This is a genomic window from Dyadobacter sp. CY347 (assembly GCF_021502655.1).
Classification (GTDB): domain Bacteria; phylum Bacteroidota; class Bacteroidia; order Cytophagales; family Spirosomataceae; genus Dyadobacter.
In genome coordinates this window covers 78,830-102,746 of the sequence record NZ_JAKFFT010000011.1, presented here as the reverse complement: position 1 = coordinate 102,746, position 23,917 = coordinate 78,830, and the positions used below count along the sequence as shown (strand labels likewise).

13 protein-coding genes are annotated in these 23,917 nt (G+C 47.2%); 1 reads left to right on the top strand and 12 read right to left on the bottom strand.

The window, feature by feature from the left end:
* Positions 1-27: 27 nt before the first annotated feature.
* The 12 genes from L0659_RS24610 to polA all read right to left on the bottom strand — a co-directional run bounded on the left by L0659_RS24610 (position 28) and on the right by polA (position 21,292).
* On the bottom strand, positions 28-960 hold the full coding sequence (locus L0659_RS24610) for an RraA family protein (RefSeq protein WP_235129261.1): 933 nt from the start codon (positions 958-960) through the stop codon (positions 28-30).
* Positions 961-986: 26 nt separating this feature from the next.
* Positions 987-2,513, bottom strand: a complete 1,527-nt coding sequence (locus L0659_RS24605; RefSeq protein ID WP_235129260.1) for a SusD/RagB family nutrient-binding outer membrane lipoprotein — start codon at positions 2,511-2,513, stop codon at positions 987-989.
* Between the two features lie 84 nt (positions 2,514-2,597).
* Positions 2,598-6,056 (bottom strand): SusC/RagA family TonB-linked outer membrane protein, encoded by a 3,459-nt coding sequence (locus tag L0659_RS24600; RefSeq protein ID WP_235129259.1) that lies wholly within the window; start codon positions 6,054-6,056, stop codon positions 2,598-2,600.
* A 96-nt stretch (positions 6,057-6,152) separates the two neighbouring features.
* A complete protein-coding gene (locus tag L0659_RS24595) occupies positions 6,153-7,256 on the bottom strand; it encodes a FecR family protein (RefSeq protein WP_235129257.1) in 1,104 nt (367 codons plus the stop codon).
* 117 nt (positions 7,257-7,373) lie between these two features.
* Complete coding sequence (locus L0659_RS24590) at positions 7,374-7,988, bottom strand: RNA polymerase sigma factor (RefSeq protein ID WP_235129256.1); 615 nt, start codon at positions 7,986-7,988, stop codon at positions 7,374-7,376.
* A gap of 189 nt (positions 7,989-8,177) precedes the next feature.
* The gene (locus tag L0659_RS24585; protein ID WP_235129255.1) at positions 8,178-10,169 is read right to left on the bottom strand and encodes a plastocyanin/azurin family copper-binding protein; all 1,992 of its coding nucleotides are present in this window, start codon (positions 10,167-10,169) and stop codon (positions 8,178-8,180) included.
* 22 nt (positions 10,170-10,191) lie between these two features.
* The gene (locus L0659_RS24580) at positions 10,192-11,919 is read right to left on the bottom strand and encodes a family 16 glycoside hydrolase (RefSeq protein WP_235129254.1); all 1,728 of its coding nucleotides are present in this window, start codon (positions 11,917-11,919) and stop codon (positions 10,192-10,194) included.
* 165 nt (positions 11,920-12,084) lie between these two features.
* Positions 12,085-12,717: a hypothetical protein gene (locus tag L0659_RS24575; protein ID WP_235129253.1), complete on the bottom strand. Its 633-nt coding sequence runs from the start codon at positions 12,715-12,717 to the stop codon at positions 12,085-12,087.
* 76 nt (positions 12,718-12,793) lie between these two features.
* The gene (locus L0659_RS24570; protein WP_235129252.1) at positions 12,794-13,057 is read right to left on the bottom strand and encodes a response regulator transcription factor; all 264 of its coding nucleotides are present in this window, start codon (positions 13,055-13,057) and stop codon (positions 12,794-12,796) included.
* 122 nt (positions 13,058-13,179) lie between these two features.
* The gene (locus L0659_RS24565; RefSeq protein ID WP_235129251.1) at positions 13,180-14,655 is read right to left on the bottom strand and encodes a SusD/RagB family nutrient-binding outer membrane lipoprotein; all 1,476 of its coding nucleotides are present in this window, start codon (positions 14,653-14,655) and stop codon (positions 13,180-13,182) included.
* Between the two features lie 21 nt (positions 14,656-14,676).
* Complete coding sequence (locus L0659_RS24560) at positions 14,677-18,006, bottom strand: SusC/RagA family TonB-linked outer membrane protein (protein ID WP_235129250.1); 3,330 nt, start codon at positions 18,004-18,006, stop codon at positions 14,677-14,679.
* Between the two features lie 418 nt (positions 18,007-18,424).
* Positions 18,425-21,292 carry a DNA polymerase I gene (gene polA, locus L0659_RS24555; RefSeq protein ID WP_235129248.1) on the bottom strand — a complete coding sequence of 956 codons (2,868 nt, stop codon included), beginning with the start codon at positions 21,290-21,292 and terminating at the stop codon, positions 18,425-18,427.
* Between the two features lie 247 nt (positions 21,293-21,539).
* Between polA and L0659_RS24550 the strand changes: the two genes are divergently transcribed.
* A complete protein-coding gene (locus tag L0659_RS24550; RefSeq protein ID WP_235129246.1) occupies positions 21,540-23,684 on the top strand; it encodes a S9 family peptidase in 2,145 nt (714 codons plus the stop codon).
* Positions 23,685-23,917 lie beyond the last annotated feature (233 nt).

Here is a 23,917-nt window from a genome sequence, read left to right as displayed (position 1 = left end):
GTTGGATTTGAAGTTAGCAAATGGGCATTAGTAATTTCTTTCTTTCAGGTAATCGTCCAGTTCTTTCTTCGTCATCGGAAGCTTGCCCGGATAGTTGTTAACCCAGTTCAAAAAGTCCTTCTGGATCGCGGCAGACCATTTAGTGTCGATTTCGCCGGGCGTATATTTTCCTTCTTTGAGCCGTAGATGGCCAAATTCGTCGCGCAAAGCCGTTACTTCTGAGGTTAGCACAAGCTCTTCGGCCAAATGTGCGGGGATGAAGATCGTCCCATATTTTTTAGCCAGAACCACATCACCCGGAAGAACAATAGCACGGCCTATCCGAATGGGCGTATTGATGTTGGTAAGCATCATTTGCTGAATGTAGGAAGGGTCCTGGCCTTTCATCCAGGCATTAAAGCCTTTGATCTCACTCAATCCTTCCACATCGCGCACAGAGCCATAGAATATTACGCCGCGTTTTGATTTGGCATAAATGGAATTTCCCAGATTGTCACCGATCAATGTTCCGTCAGCGATTTTCCCATAACCGTCCGCCACGTAAACGTCACCGTCTTTGAGCACATCAATAGGCCAGGAATTGGTGCCACCCGTTTGTACGCGGCCTTCCTTTTTGCCTGTTTCTTTCACCAAAACCTCCAAATCGGGGCGGGAAGGAACATATTGGGCCGTTACCACGCGGCCGGTCATGGCGCTATCCGGATAAATGAGCTGCCATTCGCCTTCAAACTGGTTGTGATAGCCTTTGTTTCTCAAAACACCCCATGCCTCTTCCATGGAAATGTTTTTTAATCTCGCGAGGATCGCATCTGACACTCTCGGGCGGCCATCCGCGGAACGCTCGCCCTTCCATGCCGACGTGTAGGCCTTGATCTGGTCGGGCGTAGGTGAGATAGCTTGCGCCGTGGCTGTAAGACCAAACAGCACAAGCGCTCCCGCAAGCAGGTTTTGTTTTAGCATAATTAAAAAATTAAGGGTTAGTAATCTTATTTGTCCCAAAAAATAGGCGTTCCAAGCTCGTCAGGGCCCATTCTTGCTACTGCTTCTTTGTAGTTAGCTTCATTCACCGAACGTTCGCGCACGGGGTAAACCAATCTTTTGATAAAATCTTTTACCGAAGGATCTTTGCCCGGGTACATATTAATTGGCAACACAGGAAAGCCGCTTCTGCGGAAATTAGCCCAGGCCTCTGAGCCATTCAGGAACGAGGAAACCCAATATTGCGAATTGATCTGCTCTAAAGCTTTCGCCGGAACGAATGGGTTGGCAGTCAGATACGCGGTCTGGGCTGCTTCGGGAATTGTTGCGGACACATCATAAGTCGTCATTTGCGCCATGTGTGCCTTTACGCCAGCCTCATAAAGTGCTTTTACATTGCCGGTTGCCCAGCCACGCTGCACAGCTTCCGCTAAGAGAAGCGAAGTTTGGGAATAGGTAATAAAGAACTCCGGTGCGTCGATTTTCCCGACCGTTCTGCGATTAATCTGTGAGTATTTAAATGCAGAGCCGATTTTTCCCGGAAATCCTGCTACTCCTGTAATCGTTGATTCGTTGTAACCATACGGCATTCCTTCCTGGTTGGCAGGGTTGGTATCTTCTGCGCCAGCCGTGGCGATCGGGTTGCCGGGGGCTTCGTACTTAACTGCGATCACTTTGAGGCGCGGGTCGGCAGTTGTTTTGAGATAATCGATAAATGCCTCGCCCATATACACATTTCCACGCTCGGTTCCCTGAAAATAGCCAGCAAGCGGATGATTGAATGTGCTGTTAAACGCGATATAGGCATTATCTGCATTAGAATCTTGCAAGCCTCCGTTGGCCGGATCAACCGCAATTGCAACAAATTGCTTCGCTTTGGCAGGATCCAGTTTTGTGTAACGCATGGCAGCACGAAGCAATAGCGAATTGCCAAGTTTTTTCCATTGTGCAATGTTGCCTTTGAAGAACAGGTCTCCGCTTTCGATGGGTTTTGTAGCGTCGAGCGCTTTTGTTCCCTCTGTCAGTTCTTTTAAAATATCTTCGTAAATCAATTTTTGATCATCATATTTCGGCAGGTTGATACCTTCCAGAAATGCTTTTCCCGCTTGGAAATAAGGTACGTCGCCGTATGTATCAACCAAAACCATAAATACATACGCCTTCCAGATTCGTGACATATTGTACAAATTACTTCGGGCTGCATCGTCTTTGGTCTGTGAAATAACAGTCGTCAACAGGTTTACAGGGCCATTTTGCAGGTACAACGAATTGAAATTGGCATTCGAATTGGGATCCGAAACGACATTATGATTTCCGCCTTCAACAACACCGGTAAAGGGTGTATTGATCTGCTGAACAATTTGCATTTGATAGTTATGCGTTGCAATTGCCGAAGAAAATTCAGCATTGGAGAAAAAATAGATCGGGTCGAGGCTGGTAGCCTGCACCGGGTTTACGTTAACGTCCTCAAAACCCTTGTCGCAGGAAGTTGCCAGGAGGGTGAGGATGATTAGATATTTGGGTAGATGTTTCATATTGATTTTGAATGAGTGAATGACTGAATGAGTGAATGAGTCGCCGGGCGATGAGTCAATGAATGGCGGTTTGTTAGCATTCCTTTACAATTTCAGGTTTAGGTTGAGACCGTAGCTTCTGGTAGTTGGGAGCGTGTGGGTTTCAATGCCTTGCAAATTGTCGGATGACGACACTTGTGCCTCAGGATCAAGGTTATCAATGTATTTTTTGATCATCAGCACGTTGTTGCACATGGCAGAAATCGTTAATCCTTTAATGAAAGTTTTTTCTTTCACAAATCGCGAAAAGTCGTAGCCGATCGTGATGGACCTCCAACGTACAAATGCGCCATTGTAAACAAATGGTGATGCCAGGTTGGTGCTCCTGTATGCCGTGTAAAACTGCTCAGCTTCCACTTTCGTATCATTCGGGGCACCATCTGCTTTTACGCTTTCAAGCAATACACCGCCTTCACGTCCGGCCAGCGATGATTTGGACAAACCTTCACGCAGGAAATTAAGGTTGGAGTTGGAAAGGATTTTATTACCCGCCTTGAAATCGATCTGCGTGCCTATCCGTAGTCCTTTCACATTGATTGTGTTCACCCAGGCGCCAACCCACGTCGGTATAGCGCTTCCGAATGTGGTGAGGTTACCTTGCTGGGGCAGGCCGCCTGATGTGATAATTCTGCCTTGCGCGTCCCTTTTGTAGTCAAATCCGCGAAGCGAAGCCAATGGCTTGCCTACTTCATGCGAAACAATTCCGAAAAATTCGCCGGTTCCTACATCAAATCTCTGCTGACCAGCTGCCAGCTCAATCACTTTGCTAATGTTGTAGCTTCCGTTAAAGCCGGTTTCCCAGGTAATCGCATCGGTTTTCACAGGAACAATCGTCAACAAAAATTCGACTCCTTGGTTACGCAGCTTACCCACGTTCACTTTGGTCTGGCTGAATCCGGAAGTATTTGAAATGTCGACATTCAGGATTTCGTCAACCGTGTTTTTTCGGTACAATGAAAGATCAATGTTCAGCCGGTTATCAAACGTTTTCATTTCAAGACCTACCTCCGTTTCTTTCACTTTTAATGGTCTCAAATTTGCATTCGGGCTCACCGTCGACGGAAAAGTGCCTAATGCAGTCCCGTTGAACGGGTTTGCATTGATTCCATAATATAAGTTGTTGGAATAGGGATCGGTATCACCACCTACTTCGGCATAAGCTGCGCGCAACTTGCCATAATTCAGCCAGTTAGGTGCATTAGCAAATGCCTGGCTGAAAACGAAACTCGCGCTGACAGATGGATATAAGTAACTGTTTGACTCAGGGTTCAGCGTTGAAAACCAGTCGTTACGCCCTGTAACATTCACGTAAAGAAAGTTTTTGAAAGAGAATTCAGCAGCTCCGTAAATGGAGTTCACTTTCTTTTTGCTATATCCATAATTTGGCGTTTTAACCTGACCATTTGCTATGGTATACAGATCTCGCACGTAGAAGTTGGTGACCGCCGTCGAGACGTTGTCGCTCACCTGTAGCATCTGGTTGCCGCCGAGGGTGATATCTATACCAAAATCACCGAAAGTACGGTTTGCACCGATCAGAACGTCCAGGTTGCGCTCACGGAAAGTGGCTACATCCTGGTAATAATAACCATTAAATCCTGTCGTAACGGCACTGATAGAGCGCGTTCCGGTAGGGCGGTTGTAGTTGTATGGACGGGTGTAATAGTCCTGTCCAACGCGTCCCTGCACAAACAGCCAGTCGGTAAAGTCGTAACGAACTGATGTGTTTCCGAAGATCCGGTCGCGGCGCACATTCTCAAAGCGGTCGTATGCGACCCAGTACGGGTTATTCCGGTTTGTAAAACGCGCCAGTGGCATTTCATTTCCATTTGCATCCTTGCGGTTTTTCAGCCATTCGGTATCAATGCTTGTTGCCAGCGTGTAAATGGTCGTATTCGCATTCATATCCTGGATCCCTATCTGGGGCGGGTTTTTATTATGCTCGTTCGAATAGTTCGCATTCAGCTGTGCAGAAAGCTTATCCGAGAATTTGTAATTCAATCCAAGGTTAAAGATCTTTTTATGGTAATCAGAATTAGGCATGATGGCATCCGCGTCCGTGTTGGCGAAGGATAACCTGAAATTTCCTTTTTCATTCCCGCCCGAAAGCGCCACCGAATTGGTAAAGCTTGTTCCGGTCCGGTAGAAGTTTTTGATGCGGTCTTTGTTCGCAGAATAGGGCTTCGAGGTTCCGTCAAACTGGGGCGTCATCGCACCATCCATGCGCTCGCCAAATGCAAACACACCCGAACTTTGTGCCTCTGCGGTAGAAGTAGGGCGTTTTCCAAATTCACCCTGGCCATATTCGTATTGGAAATCCGTGTAATCCAGGGCTTCCTGTGCCTGGAAATTAGAGTTGATCTCCACACCGATGCCTGTTGTTTTGCTTCCGCTTTTTGTGGTGATGATGATCGCTCCGTCCTTAGCCCGGAAGCCATAAAGCGCAGCTGCCGCGGCACCTTTCAAGACGGTCATCGATTCGATATCATCCTGGTTTATGCTCTGCAAACCGTCGCCGCCATCGGAGGAGCCGCCTGTGGGGTTACCCGTTCCATTTCCGTTCGAACCACCCGCAGAAACACTGCTATTGTTAATGGGAATGCCATTCACAATGATCAGCGGCGAATTATTTCCTCCGAAAGAAGACTGGCCGCGAATACGGATCTTGGTCGATCCGCCCGGTCCGCTCGCTGGCGGCGTTACATTTAATCCGGCCACTTTTCCCTGCAAGCTGTTTCCCAGGTTGGTCGTGCGGTTTGTTGTAAGTTCCTCTGTATTAACTGTTGCCGTAGAGTAACCCAGCTTTTTGGCATCCCTTTTTATACCCAAGGCCGTAACAACAACCATTTCCAGGTTGCGTTCGTCGGGTTTCATGGAGAGGTCGTAAGTGGTCTGATTTCCAATGGTAACTTCCTCAGGCGCGTAGCCCACATACGAGAACACCAAAACGCCGCCCGCATCCGGAACGCTCAGTTGATAGGTTCCTTCTGTGTTAGTAGCAGTGCCCACTTTCGTTGACTTTACCACAACGCTCACCCCTGGAAGCGGCTGGCCTTTTTCGTCTGACACTTTGCCCGTAATGGTCCGGTCAATGGAAGTACGATTGTCTGTGATGCCTGGAATCACGCTGCTAGGCTCCGCATTTCCTTTGGTCAGCACAATCTGCTTACCTTCAATCTTATAGGCAATGTTAACGGGCCTGAACAGCTGGTCGAGCACATCGGTTAGTGGTTTATCCACCGCATTAATCGAAACCTTTTGCTGCGACCGGATTAAGGCAGAATTATATGTAAACCGAACCTGCGTCAGCTTATTCAGCCTGTTTAGCACAGTCTTGATTTCCTGGTTGGTTACCTGAATAGTCACCTTCTGATTTAACATATCCTGCGCATCGACAATGCGTGCAAGGGATATGTGTACGAAGATAAAGGCAATTAATAATTGGTAAAGTGACATTCGCATAGCACTGCAAAGTCGCCTTGACAAGAGTCGATGTTTTTTCATACGTGTAATGGTTTGTTTGGTATTTGAAAGATTAGGACAAAAAATTCACTGATTGAGCACGATCCTATTGGCATTAACAGCTTGGATATTCTTTGGTTAGTTGCACCCTTTGCTTGTGATGACGACTTTTCCGTTCACCATTTCGTAACCGGCGCCGATTGCCTGGCAAATGGCACTGAGGCGTTGTTTCAGATTTTCGTCATTGAATTGGGCGCTGATGCTGCAATTCGCAAGCATATCCTGATCAAAATCGATCACGATCCCATACATTTCCTGCAAGATTTTAAAAACTTGCGACACAGGCTTATCATCGAAAACCAGCTCTTTCTGAACCGACAGCTCGGATAGCAGCTGCCGGTTGTTTACCATTCCTTTAAGTAGTTTATTGTCTTTCCGGTTGAATACGGCCTGTTGATTAGGATTAAGCACAATTACCGACACTTTTTTATCCGGCTTATTTTGCAGCGACTCATATTCTGTTTTCGGGTAAACAGACACCCGTCCGGTCTTGACGAGCACCATTACTGTATTTTCCCGGTCCAAAGCCTTAACCCGAAAGCTTGTTCCGAGGACTTTGGTCACAGTTTCATTTGTGTAAACCAAAAAAGGACTTTCAGGATTTTTAGCCACGTCGAAGAATGCTTCTCCGGTTAATGTCACTTTTCGTTCCCCGGCAGCGAATGTTTCAGGATAACTGATTGTGCTTCCCGGCGAAAGCGTCGCTACACTATGGTCGGTCAGAAATACCGTCATTTCATGCGCTGTGCCATTTTTCTTTACTATCATGGCGTTTGCCGGGATGCTTTTCGCGCTTATATGGGCAGGCGCACCCGAACCAGCTTCCTTGTTATAAAGCCACAAGCCAATAGCTGAAACCAGCAGGAAAATAGCTGCAACACGCCAAAGCGGTTGTTGGATCAATTGATATATGCCCTGCTTTTCCCGGTGTTTTTGAAGTTCTGCCAGTCTGGAAATTTCTTCGATTTCGTGGCGTAACATTTCGTCACTCAGGTCGTCATTGTACATGCCGGACACAGTCAGCAAAAGCTCTCTGGCCATGCCGATTTCGCCGGATTTCTCAGGGTGATCTTCTATCCATTTTAACCAGAATGCTGTGATTTCCGGCGTGGGTGCCATAACCCATTTCTGGAACATTTCGTCCGTTGCGAATTCGTCAACCGAGTAACGGCGGTAATCCATAAATAAAGCGTAAGGTCTTTAAGTATGTATGTCCGTTTTTGGGATTGGTATAACCAAAAAAATGAAAGTATTTTTTGAAATAATGATAAAAACTTCGCTAAATGCTGGAATTAGCGATTATATAAGAGATGTGAAGACAATCAACGCCCACATAAACTCTGCCGGGGCCCATATCTGCCGGATATCTTTCAATGTGCGGTGCAAAAGGTTAGAAACGCTTTGACGGCCCAGGCCCATAATGTGGGCAATGTCTTCGTTGTCAAGATTTTGATAAAAACGCAGGTAAATGATCTCCTGTTGTCGCTTAGAAAGCAGCGTAATGATGCGTTGAAGATGACTGGATTGGGATTGCGAGCTTTCATCCGCAATGATCTGAGACTCAATGGGCGCATCCTCCTGTTCCATATCAAAATATTCGTGGCCCGTTTCCTGGAAACGTTTCAGACGAATGCTTTCTTTGATGAGCTTGTGCCTGAGTGCTTTAAGCAGGTAGGATTTCACGAATGCAGTTTCGGAAAGATGCTCACGTCGTTCCCACAATTCGAGATAAAGCTCCTGGATGGAATCGCGAATGAAATCGGGATCGGATGAAAATTTAGTAGCGTAATTGTATAGGGCGCGGTAATGTACATGCGCCAGTTGGCCTAATGCAGCGGAATCGCCAGCCTTAAAACGCTGCCAGAGCTGGATATTAATGTCAGAAAGGTTTGATATGTTCGCTTCGTTATCCAAATCTTTGGGCTATTGACATTATTTAATTATTTCAACGAATTATGCTAATCAAAGCGGCACATGGATTTATTTTCCTTGTTATATTTCAGGTAATATCAATGTGTAACGGGTAGGAAAAAACTTGGAAGAAAGAACGGCTGTGCTGAACATTAGCGTTTGTAGCACAGCCGTTTAAAGGATATTTTGTTCTTATTTGGTCACCTTCAATTTGCCCTGCATCAGCGTATAATGACCGGGAAATGTGCACACATACTGGTAAGTCCCAGCCTGTTTCGGTGCTACAAAATAGATGCTTTCGGATTTCTCTGGCTCCACAATGTTGCTGTGGAAGAGGACGTCATTTGTTTTGGGAACATAATTCATTTCAGATCCTTTCAAACCCAGGCTAAGTCCCGCTTCACCCACCGCATTGGCAGTTCCAGGCTTGGTAATCACCAGATTATGAAGCATATCATCGTTGTTGTTAAAAACAATTTTTACACGGCTTCCTGCTTTTACCTGAATTTCCGAAATGTCAAATTTCAAACCTGGAACCGTTCCGATCGTGATCGTCTGATCCGGGCCGTTGGTCCAGCTTGCCGGCATTTCAACAACGCGTTTTGCAGACGGTGCAGAGTTCGCAGGTTCCGCAGCGGCAGTATGCGCGCTGTGATCCACTGCAGCCGCTTTAACAGTGGTTGTGAAAGCCGAAGCATTCACCGGATTGCCGGAAGCAATTTCGTTCAATGTGTAGTAACCGGTGGCGTGGAGCAATGGATTTCCGTCTGCGCCTTTTACGCCATCAGCTTTAATTTCATGAATATAACCCTTGCGAAGCAGCGCCGGATCGAGCACCAAACGCACTTTCAGGCCATCTTCGGAAACCACGATTCCTTTCAACGGCACTTCCTGCGTGTTAACGATCGGGCTGCCGTAAGTTTGATGATATTTGTAAGTAAAGCTGTTCAGCTTGTAAGCGTCCTGGTCCGCAGCAGCTTTTTTGTCAACCGGGCTTGTGAAGATAATCTCAAATCCGTCAGGCATAGAACGCACATTTTTCATTTCAAACGGCATTTTACCCGTCCAGACCAATCGCTGAATTCCAAATTCCTGCTTTCCAGTGGCCGACCAGCCACGGCTCGTCTGTCCTACAAACATAGAACCATCCAGGCCCCATTCCATCCGCAAAATCCCGGACATAAAACCTTCACGGAAAGGGAAAACCGTTCCCTGCCAAACCCCATTCACCTTTTCCAGGTCTACACGCGTAATAATGCTGTGTCCCTGATCGCCCACGAACATTTGTCCGGAAAATGGGCCGAATGCGCCATTGGTAACATCCTCTTTAAAGTCCGAAGTAGAGATGCCCACCAGCGTATGCGGAAACCAGACGGCAGGAGCCTTCAAGCCAGGCAACTTTTTAGCAACATCGTAAAGCGGCTCGCCCGTGTTCGGAACGTCGGAAGGAGTCAGTTTGACGGGTGAACCTTCTTCCTTGCTCCAACGCAAACCAGCAGGGTTTCCTGCAAAATCGCCTTTCTCCAAATGCGTCATACGGCCTGAACCAACCCAGTCGCCCTGATTTTCAGTGTAAAAAATATCGCCTTTATATGAACCGAAGCCGGAAGGGGAGCGCAGACCCGTTGCATAGGGAGTCAATTTGCCATCTTCCCCCAATTTCAACATCCAGCCTCTCCACTTAGACTGGCTCGCACCGCGTCCAACCCAGTCGAGGTTCAATGTTACCAGCAGTTCACCATTGGGCATAGGCACAGGGCCGTAGGAATATTGGTGATAATTACCTGATAATGGCCATTTTGCGAAAGAATCATAAACATCCGCAATGCCGTCATTGTCCGTATCCACAAGGCGCGTCACTTCTCCGCGTTGTGAGATCAGGAAGTCCTTACCGCGATACAACAGGCCCAGCGGCTCGTGCAAGCCGGACGCAAAACGGTGAAAAGATGGCTGTCCGTCACCCTTCAAGTAGGGGTTACCGATCATCCATACTTCCCCGCGGCGCGTTGAAGTGGCCAACCGACCGTCCGGAAGCACCTGCATCCCGCCGACTTCCATTTTGATATTTTCAGGAATGGGAATGGTAATGATCCGGTAAAAATCATCCTCTTTATTTTGCTTCGATTGCGCGTACGCCGAGACACATCCAAGTGATATCAGCGTCGTTAATAGTATATTTTTCATTGATTGGAATCTAAGAATATGGTTACCAGAACATCGTATATGTAGCCGAATCAGAAACCGGCAACACCAGTTCCTGATTATCTCCCGCAGGCCTCACCATCGCCTGTGCTTTCTGATTAACCTGAATGTAATAGCGGTTATCTATCTGGAAAAGCCCGTTTTTAAGGTCTGTGATCTGTTTTCCGGATCCGAGCAGCGAGTAAAGTGCGCCTGTCGGCTTGCCTTCAACTGTGAATGTGCGGGACATTCCTTTGTCGTTGGAAATGATCTGGTCGCTTACAGTTGCCGAACCAATGGCATAGCGGAACACCGGAAATCCTTCGGGGTTGATTTTGTAGCCGAGAAAGTTAATGTTCGATGAATCAGGCCAGGTCGCTGCTTTGTCGGCCAATACGGCCAGGCTGCTTCTGCCCGAAACATGGACAGCTAATCCCGCCGGGGTCAGCAATTGCGGCTCGCCTCTTTCGTACCACATTTCGGTAACATTCGCGAAATTACCGCGCCAGGCCTGCAACATTGCGCCACGGTTCAAGTCGATCGTATAGCTCCAACCTTGTGGGCTTCCTACTGAAATGCAATGCGTGCGCTTATACTTTTCGCCATCGATCTGGATAAAGGAGCGGACCATTTCAGGTTGTTTATCCGGCGTCACACTGATATAAGGCTTCGGTTCTGGCTCAGGAAGCGATGAAAGCACGTGCAGGTCATAAGGACGAATGCCGGCTTTTTCCACGCGAAGTCCTAGTGCAGGCTGTCTCCATGGAAAGCGAGAATAATGTATTTTAAACTTGTGCACGCCTTGTGTAAGGTTTGCTGAGCCCGTATGCGTTTCCTGGGAAGTGCTTTCGCCCAGGTTCATCACGCTTTTTCCATCCACTTCGAAATCGAACATAGGACCGGAATAAACGCTCGTAAAAATATATTCACCAGCTTCCTGCACGTCCATATCGCCTTCGTAAACCAAATGGAATTCACGCATTCCGTTTGTTACTTCCTGCGTCAATGCGGGTGATTTTCCTTCGTGCGAAAGCTTGCTATATTCCTTTGCGTCCCATTTGTCTGAATAAACTTTATAGGACAGGTTGTTTAATGTCAATGTCTTACGGCTTGCTAACAGCTGGTAACCCAGGTTTTTAAAAGCAATCGTTCCTTTGTTTACTTCAAATGACAGCGGCTTACCTTCGGCTGTGGCCTGTGAGTTGGGAAGATAAACCGTTTCAAGGACCGTCACGCCGTTAAGTGAAAGTGAATTCAATCGTGCTGAATTGGCGACGCCCGGAACAGCCGCATCATAAACGAGTTCAAGTGTTTGCCAGAGCCCGGGAGCTTTCGACGCATTTTGTGTTGGGAATTGTCCGACGAAACCGGACGTGGAAGCATTTGCGTCGCGTTGCTGGCTGCTGTCTGAGATTCTTACTTTTTGTCCGCCTGGGAGCACGATGTAGCCCTCTGCGCCGGGGGAAACCATGAATTCGGTTGAAAGGCGCATGTCGCCCGCTTTCAGTTTTGTTGTCAGGGGTTTACCTGGGCTGCCGACCAGGATGCCTTCGCCGGATTTGGTTTTAGGTTTTGCGTTCCCTGTCGGGTGAATTGCCACTTCGCTTTGCACGGACCAGTTAGGGCTGGCGCTTTCAAATGAGCTAAGGTCTTTTAAGGGAAGCAGGGAGTAATTTCCTTTCGCTGTCTGGCCCATAACCATTATGGGACAAGTCAGTAAAAGCATTGAAACTTTCTGAATCAAATGACGCATTGGATATATTAAGTGTATTGTTCACAATTAAAAAGCGAAGTTCGCATTTTTGCTACTAATATATCCTGTTAAATTGTAATTAATTTTTAATTAAATGTTGTTTTCTTCATAACGAAGAAAAGCCGCTTTGCTAGCGGCTTTTCACGAACGTCTGTGCTAATAATTCTAATTTCCGGACGACTTTACGCACGTACAGCTTGATTGGCAGGAAGCATAGTAACCAGATAAACATGTCACACTGCAGCAAGTATTTGCGCAAGATGTTGAACCAGGGCCTCCGGATGTAGCGCAGACAGGCACGAGATCAGAGTCGGTTCTTTTATTATCGTGGTCCCCATATACAGCAATCCCAACAGCCTCCCGGGCGCTTCCTGATATATAGTTGGCGGGTAATTTAGACTGCATGTCGTGAAAAGCATCATTTTTAACTATAAACTCTGTTTTCTTGCCTGTGGCAGGGTCATTTAAAACGAGTGCTGATCGTAAAAAAAGCACTTCATACTTTCCAGATTTTAGATTAGCAGATTTGTCATCATCGCCGAGATAAATTTTAATCTGATAGGGGTTAATGTTAGAATCGTGAAGGTCAATTATTAATTCCCTCTGATCTCCCTCCTTAGTGGAGGCAACATCCACTTGTCCCACTTTGCTGTAAAAGCCGCCCGTTTGCATCGCTAGGTTGGGAGCATCTTGAAGAAATTCTTGCTTGGAAATATCCTTGTCCGATTTTTCGCAAGAGAAGAAGGCTGCTATAGCAAAAACAAAGAATAGTGTGGCAAAAAGAAAAGTTTTTTTCATGGTTTGCTATTTTTAAGTTCATCACAAAGCTATGTCAATCGAAGTAGTTTGTAAATCCCTCTTTTTGGGGGATTTTTCAAACCAACCCGTCAAGCAGTTTGACATATTTCACGGCAAATACTGGAAGAGAAGTTATGTCTTCGCCATTTTCCTGGGCCTTTTGACGAATATTTTTGCGATGGCTCTTTATCGTTTCAGTAGTTCTATAAAGACGCGCAGCAATAGCTTCTGTGCTATATCCCTGGGCGATAAGTCGCAATACTTCCACCTCTCTTTTAGTAAACATGAGTTTGACGAATGGTTCGCCGAATGCTAGTAAACTTAGCTTGGGTATCAGCATTCCGATTTTTTAACGGCTGGTATGCCTTATCCTGCGTAGTATACTCGCGATTTCTGGGAAAACGAAAAGACCGCTTTTTAGGGCGGTCTTTTTGGTAATCAGGAGTGAAAAGAATTATAGGATCATTTATCCCACCAAACCTTGGTGTTGTAATTGTCGGCGCCTTGTCTTGCAACGGCTTCGGCCAGGCTGGCGGGATTTAGTGTTTGCTCGCTTCTTGGGTAGGCGAAGCGGACGGGGACTTTGCCGCCGTTCACGTTGTCCACGCCCGGAGTGATCGTAGGGATGCCGGTTCTTCTCCAATCGAACCAGGCTTCCAAACCTGTGAAGAAGAGCCCGATCCATTTCTGGGTTCCGATCAAGGTTAATGCATCGGCTTCGGAGTAAGCGACACCCGGGCTAGTGAGGTAATTGGCTGGCATCGTGACATTTGCATATGTAAATGCTGCTTTAACTCCCTCTTCATAATGCACCTTCGCCGTTTTTGATGATTTTACCAAACCCTTCTTTACTGCCTCGGCCAGAACAAATTGCAGCTCAGGATAACCCATAATGTATCCTTTGGCAACATTCAAGCCTCTTTCCGTAATCGAGCCTTTGTAAAACAGCGAGCCGGCGCGTGAAACGTTGTTGGGGCCACCATTATAATCCAGTGCCGCTACTTCGTTCAATCCATTCGGAACGCCCACGTACTTGGGCGCATTGGCCGCAACGGAGGCATCGGTAGGCTGTGCGAAAATGGCGATACGCGGATCGGATAATGCTGTAAGCTTATCGCCCAGATTTTTGCTCAACCGAAACTCATCAAAAGATCCCTGACGCGCTGTATACAACGGAAATTGGTTCGGCGCAGAAGTCAGATATCGCAAGACACCGTTGTCTTCATTTTTATTCGCATCGCTGAAAATTGGATTTGCGGTTGGATTGTCAATGATCGCCTGCATATCTGCTTTTACATCTTTCACATTTGAAATCCGCATTAAGTAACGCAGGCGCAGGCTGTTTGCCAGCTTTTTCCATTTGCTTACATCTCCATTATAGATCAGGTCGCCAACCACCGTTTCACCTGGCCCGAGCAGCTCATTGGCTGTTTTGAGATCGTTGAGAATTCCTGCGTAAACAACTTCCTGCGTTTCGTATTTAGGCTGCAAAATGCCATTAACGCCTTTTGTGGCCTCTGAATAAGGAATGTCTCCGTAGGCATCTGTCAGCAAAGAATACATCCAGGCGCGCATAATGAGCGAGATGCCTTTGTAATTATTTGCCTTGTTGCGCTCGCTGATATCAATAAGGAGCTGCACATTGCGCAGGTTGTTGTACATATTTTCCCAAAGCCCGTCACGGTCGCCCCAGGTGTAACGATCTTCCGAAACAAACTGGATCTTGGCCGTATGCTGGATCACAATGTTGCCTATGGACCAGCTTTGGTCAACCATCTGATTCACAGCCGTGCGGATGATTCCGGGCAGCAACAAGTCGGGTGTTACTGCGGTAATCGCGTTGGGGTCCGTGTTTTTCTCAACAAAATTGTCTGTACAAGCCGGTAAAAAGAAGACGGCCGCCAGGATCATTAATGTATATTGTCTTATCTTTTTCATATCGTTAAATTTTTGGCTCAGTTAAAAAGTAAATCCAAGATTGAAGCCCCAGCTGCGTGTGGTGGGCATTCCAACTGATTCAATACCAGGAACAATGGTCCCGCCGCTTAGTGAAGAAGTTTCCGGATCAATGTGCGGCACTTTGCTCCAGACTGCAAGGTTCCTGCCCACAACGGACACATTCAAACCTTTGATCTTTGCCCTTGAAAGATATTTCGCGGGAATAGCGTATCCCAAGCGAACCTCTCTCAATTTGGCATAAGAAGCATTGAAGATCCCGCCCTGCGGAATGTCGCGGTTTCCTGTGCGTGACTGGTGATATTCCCGCGCCGTAAGCTTTACATCATTCACGCGATAGCTTCCGTCCGCATTTTCGATTACACCTTTGCCGATCACGCCGTTTCCAGCCTTGGTAATGTCATAACCGTCGGCACGTCCTTCCAGCGTTTCTTCCAACTGTCCCGCTTCCAGACCCACCACAAATGTTTCAGAGAAGATCTGACCGCCGTGACGAATGTCCAGCAAGCCACTCAGGCTCACGTTTTTGTAGGTAAATGTGTTCCTGATTCCAGCCATCCAGTCAGCATTGTAGTTTCCGACTTTGATAAGATTGCTCGTGCTCATGAAACGTCCCGATTCGTTGAAGACCTGTTGTCCGAAATAGGGGCTGTTTTTGTCTTCTACTTTCTTGAAACCAATTGCATACATATCACCCATGCGTTCGCCTACTTGCGCACGAATAGACACGCCATGACGCTCAGCCATTTGATAATCAGTTACTTCTCCATCAAATTTTACAACCTTGCTTCTGTTCGCCGACCAGTTGACATTAACATCCCACTTGAAGTTGGAAGTCTGGATAGGTGTGCCCGTAAGCATTACTTCATAACCGTAGTTCCTGATCTCACCCGCATTAACGATCCGGTCGCCGAACCCTGAGGTGATCGAAACCGGAACGGATGGAAGGATCTGGTTCTTTGTATTAATGTTATAAAAAGTAAAATCAAGTCCGGCGCGGCCTTTCAGAAAACGCCATTCTGTCCCGATTTCAAAAGAAGTGCTGATCTCCGGTTTCAGATTGTAATTCACAAGCCTGCTGGTGGAGTTGTAGATCGGGTAATCGCCCCATGGATTGTCGCGGTTGTAACCGGATGTAAAACGATAAGGGTCTGTATCATTACCAACTTGTGCCAAACTCGTGCGGATTTTACCAAAAGAAACCCATTCAGGCATGGTAACCACATCACTTACAACCGCGCTCAATGATGCCGATGGATAGAAATACGAGTTAATGGTCTGACCCAGTGAATCCGCAGCAGCAGGAAGTGTCAATGCCGTAGACCAGTCGTTACGTGCCGTCACGTCGAGGAAAAGGAAATTTTTATACCCAAACTGCACCGATCCGTAAACGCTGTTAATGACCTTGTTAATGTCATCAATAGAGCTTACTAATGGGATTCTGGTGTTGTTGAAACTAAAAATACCAGGGATAAGCAACTGAGGAGCAGTTACTTCCAGGTTGTTAGTGTTGCTGATCTGGCGGTTAGCTCCTAGGTTGGCACCAAAGGTAAAATCTTCGCTGAACTCTTTATTGGCGCTCAACAGAAAATCGAAGTTGGATTCGCCGTTGCGAACGCGCTCTTCACGATAACTTCCGAAAGGGAAACGCTGCGTGCTGAATGCGCGGCGGCGTTTTCTGAGCTCATTATTGAAATCCGTTCCGCCGCGTAATTGCAGGCTTAACCAGCTTGTGAAGTCATATTTCAAAGAAATATTCCCGAAAATACGGTTCGCATTCTGGCTGTTGGTGTTCTCGTAAAGGTTGAAATACGGATTGTCGTGGTAATTGTAGTTGAAGTTGTATTGCTGTCTGTTTTCCATTCCCGGAATCCAGTAGTCCTTCAGACTGTTCAGGTCCACGTGCTGGCCCATCCAGCAATGCAGCAAGTAAATGATGCTTTCTGTTCCGTAAGTGAGGTTAGGACGGTTGTCGCTTTCGCTGTGCACGTAGTTAGCAGAAATGCGCACGCTCAATTTAGGGGAAAGGTTGTATCCCGAGTTCAGTGCAAATGTGTTGCGCTTGATGTCTGTGTTCGGGATAATGCCTTTTTGATCCAAAAGCGTGTAGGAAAGACGGAAATCGCCTTTTTCGTTCGAGCCGGTTACTGATACGTTGGTGTTGTTGGTGATCCCCGTTTCGTAAAAATCTTTGAGGTTATTTCCAGGTACGAAAGGCGTTGGTGTAATGGTGCCGCGGGCTGCAAGATCCGCCGGAGAACCCAGGATTCCGTCGTCAACGAGCGAAATGTCGCCGCCCCGGTAACCATTGGAAGTAGGGGAGTTGGCTTGGGCAATCAGGCGGCCGTCCATTTCGGGGCCCCAGCTTTCGTCCACACCATCACGGATCCCGCCACCGCTTCCGTCAACGAACGAAAACTCTCCATTATTTCCCTGGCCATATTTATGCTGAAATTTCGGCAGGATCAGCGGGTTCTCAAACGTTACCCCAGCATTAACAGAAACGCCCAGACCTTTGCTGTTCTTACCTGATTTGGTGGTGATCACGATCACACCATTTGCACCTCTTGATCCGTAAAGCGCCGAGGCATTCGCACCTTTCAGCACGGTCATGGATTCCACATCGTCCGGGTTGATCAGCGATGCGCCGTTTCCGTAATCCAGTTCCTGGAAATCACGGCCGCTTGAACCGGTTAGAGCATTGGTAATGGGCACCCCGTCGATGACGAACAAGGGTTGGTTTTTATTGATATCCAATGATTTATCGCCTCTGATGGTTATCCGCGCCGAGCCGCCGATGCCGCTTGGGCTGCTCATAACCTGCACGCCTGCCACTTTTCCGGCCAGTCCGCTCACGAAGTTGGTTTCACGCGCCTTATCCAGGTCACCGCCTTTGATTTCCTGGACTGCATAACCCAATCTTTTGGTTTCCTGCTTGATACCCAGCGCAGTAACTACGACTTCGTTCAGGTTTCTCGCATCCGGTTTCATCAGGATGTCGATGACGGATCCGCTGCCGATGGCAACCTCCTGTGACAGATAGCCTACATAAGAGAAGATCAATGTGGCTGAATTGTCGGGAACGGTAACGGTGTAACGTCCTTCCGAGTCGGAAATCGTGCCGGAAGTTGTTCCTTTGAGAATGACACTGACGCCCGGTAATCCGAGGCTGTTTTCGTCTGTGATCTTTCCGGTAATGGTCCGGTCGGCTTTGGCTGCACGGGCCATTGGCGCTGCAAAGGTTGTCAGGAAAACGAGCAGCAGTGCTAATCCCTGCTGACGCAGCCCGGGGATTTTGCAGCTCTTAATTAGTGGTAGAATTTTGTTTTGCATAAGAATGAATTTTAACGGATGTTGGACTGAACTTTGGCAATGTTGGAAAAAACGGGGTTAAACGCGATTGAACAAATTGTGTTTGAGAATGTGATGAACGGGCGGCTGGTCTGGAAATACTAAAATACAAAATCCTTCGCTTTATATACTAGGAAAATTGATTCTCAGGCTAGCAAAGTTTGGTCATATATGTATTGTTCGATACTTTCTTTCTTATTTAATGAGTTTTCCAGAATTAGCTTTACGTAAATTGTAAATAGTAACCTCGGGCTCAGCATACCATATCGGCTGCAAAAATCGGCATATTAGAAATTTCCGTTGTGAAGTATATGTAAACAAATTGTTAATTGTTAAACAAAAAAAAGCTGCCTGTATCGCGGAGATGCAGGCAGCTTTTGAGTGCTGGTTAAGCTAATGTTTAATGCGCTTCGAGCCAGTTGGCCCCGATGCCAATCCCGGTTTCCATTTTTACAGGCAGCGGAATCGCAACGCGCATCAGCTCATCCACTTTTTCTTTGAGCAGACTGATTTCGTCGCGGTGCGCATCGAAAACCAATTCGTCATGCACTTGCAGGATCATGCGTGATTTAAGCTTCTCTTTGGCAATAAAATCATGAATGTTGATCATCGCCACTTTGATCATATCGGCCGCCGAACCCTGGATAGGCGCATTGATGGCGTTTCGCTCGGCATAACCCCGGTTGGTCTGGTTTCTCGAATTGATATCCGGCACATAGCGGCGTCTGCCCAGAATGGTTTCAACAAACTCCTTTTCACGTGCGTCGTTCACCACTTTGTCCATATAACTTTTTACGGCAGGAAATTCCTCAAAATAGGCACGGATAATTTCGCCGGCTTCGCCTCTGGGAATCGCCAGCCTTTGGGCGAGTCCGAATGCCGAAATACCGTAAATGATACCAAAATTGACCATTTTGGATTTTCTGCGCATATCCGAAGTCACTTCATCCAATGGCACTTTGAACACTTTACTGGCCGTAGTGGCGTGAATGTCGCGTCCTTGATTGAAGGCCTCGATCATACTTTCGTCCCCGCTGAATGCGGCCATAATGCGCAATTCGATCTGCGAATAATCCGCTGAAAGGATCTGGAATTCCTCATTATCAGGCACAAATGCTTTCCGGATCTCGCGACCGCGTGGCGTACGGATCGGAATGTTTTGCAGGTTGGGGTTCGTCGAGCTCAACCGTCCGGTGGCCGCAACGGCCTGGTTGTAAGAGGTATGAATGCGGCCCGTGCGGCTGCTTACCAGCAAAGGCAAAGCATCTACATAAGTAGATTTAAGTTTTTGCAGCTCCCTATAATCTAATATTTTACGGGCGATCTCATGGCTGTTTTCCAGCTCCGAAAGAATATCCTCGCCCGTCGCATACTGTCCGGTTTTGGTCTTTTTCGGCTTTTCGATCAGCTTCATTTTATCAAAAAGCACCTCGCCAAGCTGCTTAGGCGAGCTGATATTGAAGGATTGTCCCGCCGAGGCGTAAATTTCGCTTTCTGTTTGGCGCAAATCCAGTTCGAGCACATTAGACATTTCCTTCAACGCGCCAATGTCCAGTCGGACGCCTTTGCTCTCCATGGCAGCAAGGACTTTCAAAAGCGGCATTTCAACCTGTTCAAATAGTTTGAAAGCATTCACTTTCGGCAGTTCACGCGAGAAGATGGTGTTAAGTTGTAATGTGATATCGGCATCCTCACCTGCGTATTGCGTAATTTCAGGAATGGAAACGTCGCGCATAGTGCCTTGTTTCACACCTTTTTTGCCAATCAGCGAGGTGATGGAAACTGGTTCGTAATTCAGATACGAAGCGGCCAGAATGTCCATGCCATGGCGTTTGTCCGGTTCGAGCAGGTAATGTGCCAGCATAGTGTCGCTCAGCTTACCGTGGATTTCAAATCCATAGCTTCTCAGCACCAGCAGGTCGTATTTTATATTTTGACCAATTTTTTCAATGGACTCATTTTCAAAAACTTCCCTGAAATTTTCAAGGATTTCAATGGCCTTTTCGCGGTCGGCAGGAACCGGGATGTAGAATGCTTCTCCGGGGAGATACGCGAATGAAAGCCCGACCAGTTCGGCATCAATGGTGTCCAGCGAAGTGGTTTCGGTATCAAAGCAAAAAGATTCCTGCAAAGACAGATAGTAAGCCAGGCTTTTCATCAGTTCAGGCGTATCCACGGTGTGGTAACGGTGAAATGTGTTGTCAATGGTCGACTTCGTTGTTGGGATATGCAGGTCTTCGTAAGCCTGCGCCGGCGCGTCATCGTCTGCAATGCCCTCGCTGATAATTGCGGGCTGCTTGCCCAGTTCCTCTGTCGGATTTCCAAAAAGATCGAGCTGTCCGCCTTTTGCTTGACTCGGCTTTGAAGCCGGGGTAATTGTTTGAGTTGATGAGCCCAGGATCCTTGTTTTCAGTGTTTTGAATTCCAGTTCATCAAACAGTTCGATGATTTTATCCGCATTGGCTGCACAAACTGTGAGGTCTTCCGGATCAAATGGCACCGGCACCTTAATGTCAATGGTCGCCAGCTGCTTGCTGAGAACTGCCTTATCAATATTTTCACGAAGCTTTTCACCCAGTTTACCTTTTATTTCGTCGGCATGTGTGATCAGGTTTTCAATGGTGTCGTATTCGGCGATCAATTTCTGAGCGGTTTTTTCACCCACACCCGGCACGCCCGGAATGTTGTCCACCGCATCGCCCATTAAGCCTAGAATATCGATCACCTGGTCAATCCGCTGGATCTGCCAGCGGTCCAGGATCTGCTGCACGCCCAGCACTTCCGCGCCTTTGCCCAGGAATGCGGGCTTATATATGTACACGTGCTCTTCTACGAGCTGACCGTAATCTTTGTCCGGAGTCATCATAAAAACCTCAAATCCTGCCGTGGACGCTTCCTTGGCAATGGTCCCGATAATGTCATCCGCCTCATAACCATCCAGCACCAGAACCGGGATACACATGGCTTCCAAAAGTCGTTTTACCAGCGGTATAGCGACAGTGATATCCTCCGGCTGGGCTTCACGTTGCGCTTTGTAAGCCTCATATTGAATGTGCCTGAATGTGGGTGCAGACGTATCAAATGCAACGCCGATGTGTGTGGGTTTTTCCTTTTGCAAAACTTCAAGCAATGTGTTGGTAAAGCCAAACACAGCACTTGTATTCAATCCCTTCGACGTAATCCTAGGCGCTTTGATAAATGCAAAATGCGCGCGATAGATCAATGCCATTGCGTCCAGCAGGAAAAGTTTATGAATGGGTTTATCCATGAGGTCTTTTATTTACGAAACTCAAATATAATGTAACTGTGCCGATGAAATGGATTGCTGACGGTTTTTTGTAGATTTAAGGCTGCCAAATGAAGGTATGGTTAGAATGTTCCTACCATCAAATACAATTAAACCATTTGATACTTTTTATATTTTAAATACAAACCAAACATTTTAACTGTACCAAATGTATAATACTTTTTAAACGTTTTATAAATATTATATTAAACCTAAATCGACATGCCTGATGCGAATCATTTTACTATTTTTAGCTGTTATCATTTTTTCCTGTAACCAAAATAAAGACGTGAACGAAGCATATCAATGGCCGGAAGCAACGCCTCCCGTAGCAGAAATGAAAGACCATGAAACCGGAATGCATGGCGATAAACGGAATGACGAGTATTATTGGATGGCTGATTTTTTCAGCAAAGGCCCGGACAGCAACAAAGTTGTGGATTACCTGAAAGCAGAGAATGCTTACACAGACACGATGATGGCGGCTACAAAGAAATTCCAGGAAGATCTTTTTGCCGAAATGAAGGGCCGGATTAAAGAGAAAGACGAGTCGGTGCCGGTGTTCAGCAACGGATATTGGTATTATACAAGAAGTGAAGAAGGACAGCAGTATTTTAAATATTGTCGTAAAAAAGGAACATTGGATGCACCGGAAGAAATGCTTTTGGACGTGGACAAAATGGCCGAAGGACATCCGTATTATTCCGCAGTTGGCTTCAATGTAAGCCCCGACAACAAATTGCTGGCTTATGGGGTTGACACGGTGTCGAGGCGGCAGTATACGATTTATGTTAAGAACCTTGAAACGGGGGAATTGTTTGAAGACAAGATTTTCCCGGCTAGTGGCGGATCGGAATGGGGGAATGATAACAAGACATTGTTTTACACAGCAACCAATCCCAAAACGCTGCTTAGTGAAAAGATTAAACGGCATACATTAGGGGCAGACAGCAAAAAGGATGTGGTGGTTTACGCTGAGAAAGACAAGAGCAACTACATTGGCGTGGGCAAAACCAAATCGGAAAAATATATCATTATCGCTTCTTCGGCTACGATGTCGTCGGAATACAGAATCCTGGACGCGGATAAACCGGAAGGGGATTTCGAGGTTTTTCAGCCAAGAATGAAAAATGTCCTTTACGACATTGACCACCAAAACGACAAATTCCTGATCGTTACGAATAAGGACGCGCTGAACTTCAAACTGATGGAAACGCCGCTGAACAAGACGGGCGTTGAAAACTGGAAAGAAGTAATCCCGACCCGAACAGACGTTCTTTTGGAAGGAATCGATGTTTTCAAAGATTACCTGGTTATTACCGAACGTAAAAACGGGCTATTGCAACTGCGTATCCGCAACATTAACGACAATGCCGAACATTATGTTGACTTCGGTGAGCCTGCATACATGGCTTATGCAAGTTCCAACCCGGAGTTCGACAGCAAGAACCTGCGCTACGTTTATACATCGCTGACCACGCCGAATTCTGTGTATGACTACAACATGGAATCCAAAGCCAAGGAACTGAAAAAGCGCCAGGAAGTGATTGGGGGTTATAATCCGGAGGAATATGTCACGGAACGCTTGTACGCGGACGCCCGTGACGGCGTGAAAGTCCCGATTTCACTGGTTTACAAAAAAGGCACTAAAAAGAGCGAAAAGACACCATTGTTGCTTTACGCATATGGTTCGTACGGAAACAGCATCGACGCAGCATTCAGCAGCACTAGGCTCAGCTTGCTCGACAGAGGCTTCATTTACGCGATCGCGCACATACGCGGCGGTCAGGAAATGGGACGGCAATGGTATGAAGACGGGAAATTGCTGAAAAAGAAAAACACCTTCTATGACTTCATCGATTGCGCGGAATATCTGATCAAAGGGAAATTCACTTCTTCTGCGCACCTGTACGCAGAAGGCGGCAGCGCGGGAGGTTTATTAATGGGTGCCATTTCCAATCTCCGCCCGGACCTGTGGCGCGGCATCATCGCCGACGTGCCGTTCGTAGACGTGGTCACAACCATGCTGGACGAAAGCATCCCACTGACAACCAACGAGTTCGATGAATGGGGAAACCCGAAGGAAAAGGAATATTACACCTTCATGAAAACCTATTCCCCTTACGACAACGTCGTGAAAAAAGATTACCCCAACATGCTCGTAACGACAGGCTTACACGACAGCCAGGTCCAGTATTTCGAGCCAGCCAAGTGGGTCGCCAGGTTAAGGACGCATAAAACAGATAAGAATGTGCTGCTTCTAAAAACCAATATGGAAGCCGGTCACGGAGGAGCTTCGGGCAGGTTCGAATATTTGAAGGAGGTAGCGCTGCAATTTGCGTTTATGTTCGCGTTGGAAGGGATTCGGGAGTAGGAGGGGGCTTACATTCCCTGTCAGCCTGAGCGGAGTCGAAGGCGCGCTACTCCTTGGTAACGCGCCTTCGACTCCGCTCAGGCTGACAGGGCTTGTAACACCGCTCAGGCTGACAGGGCGCGTTACCCAGGAGTAGCGCGCCTTCGACCGCCCGGCGGCCCGGTCCGCTCAGGCTGACAGGGCTTGTAACACCGCTCAGGCTGACAGGGCGCGTTACCCAGGAGTAGCGCGCC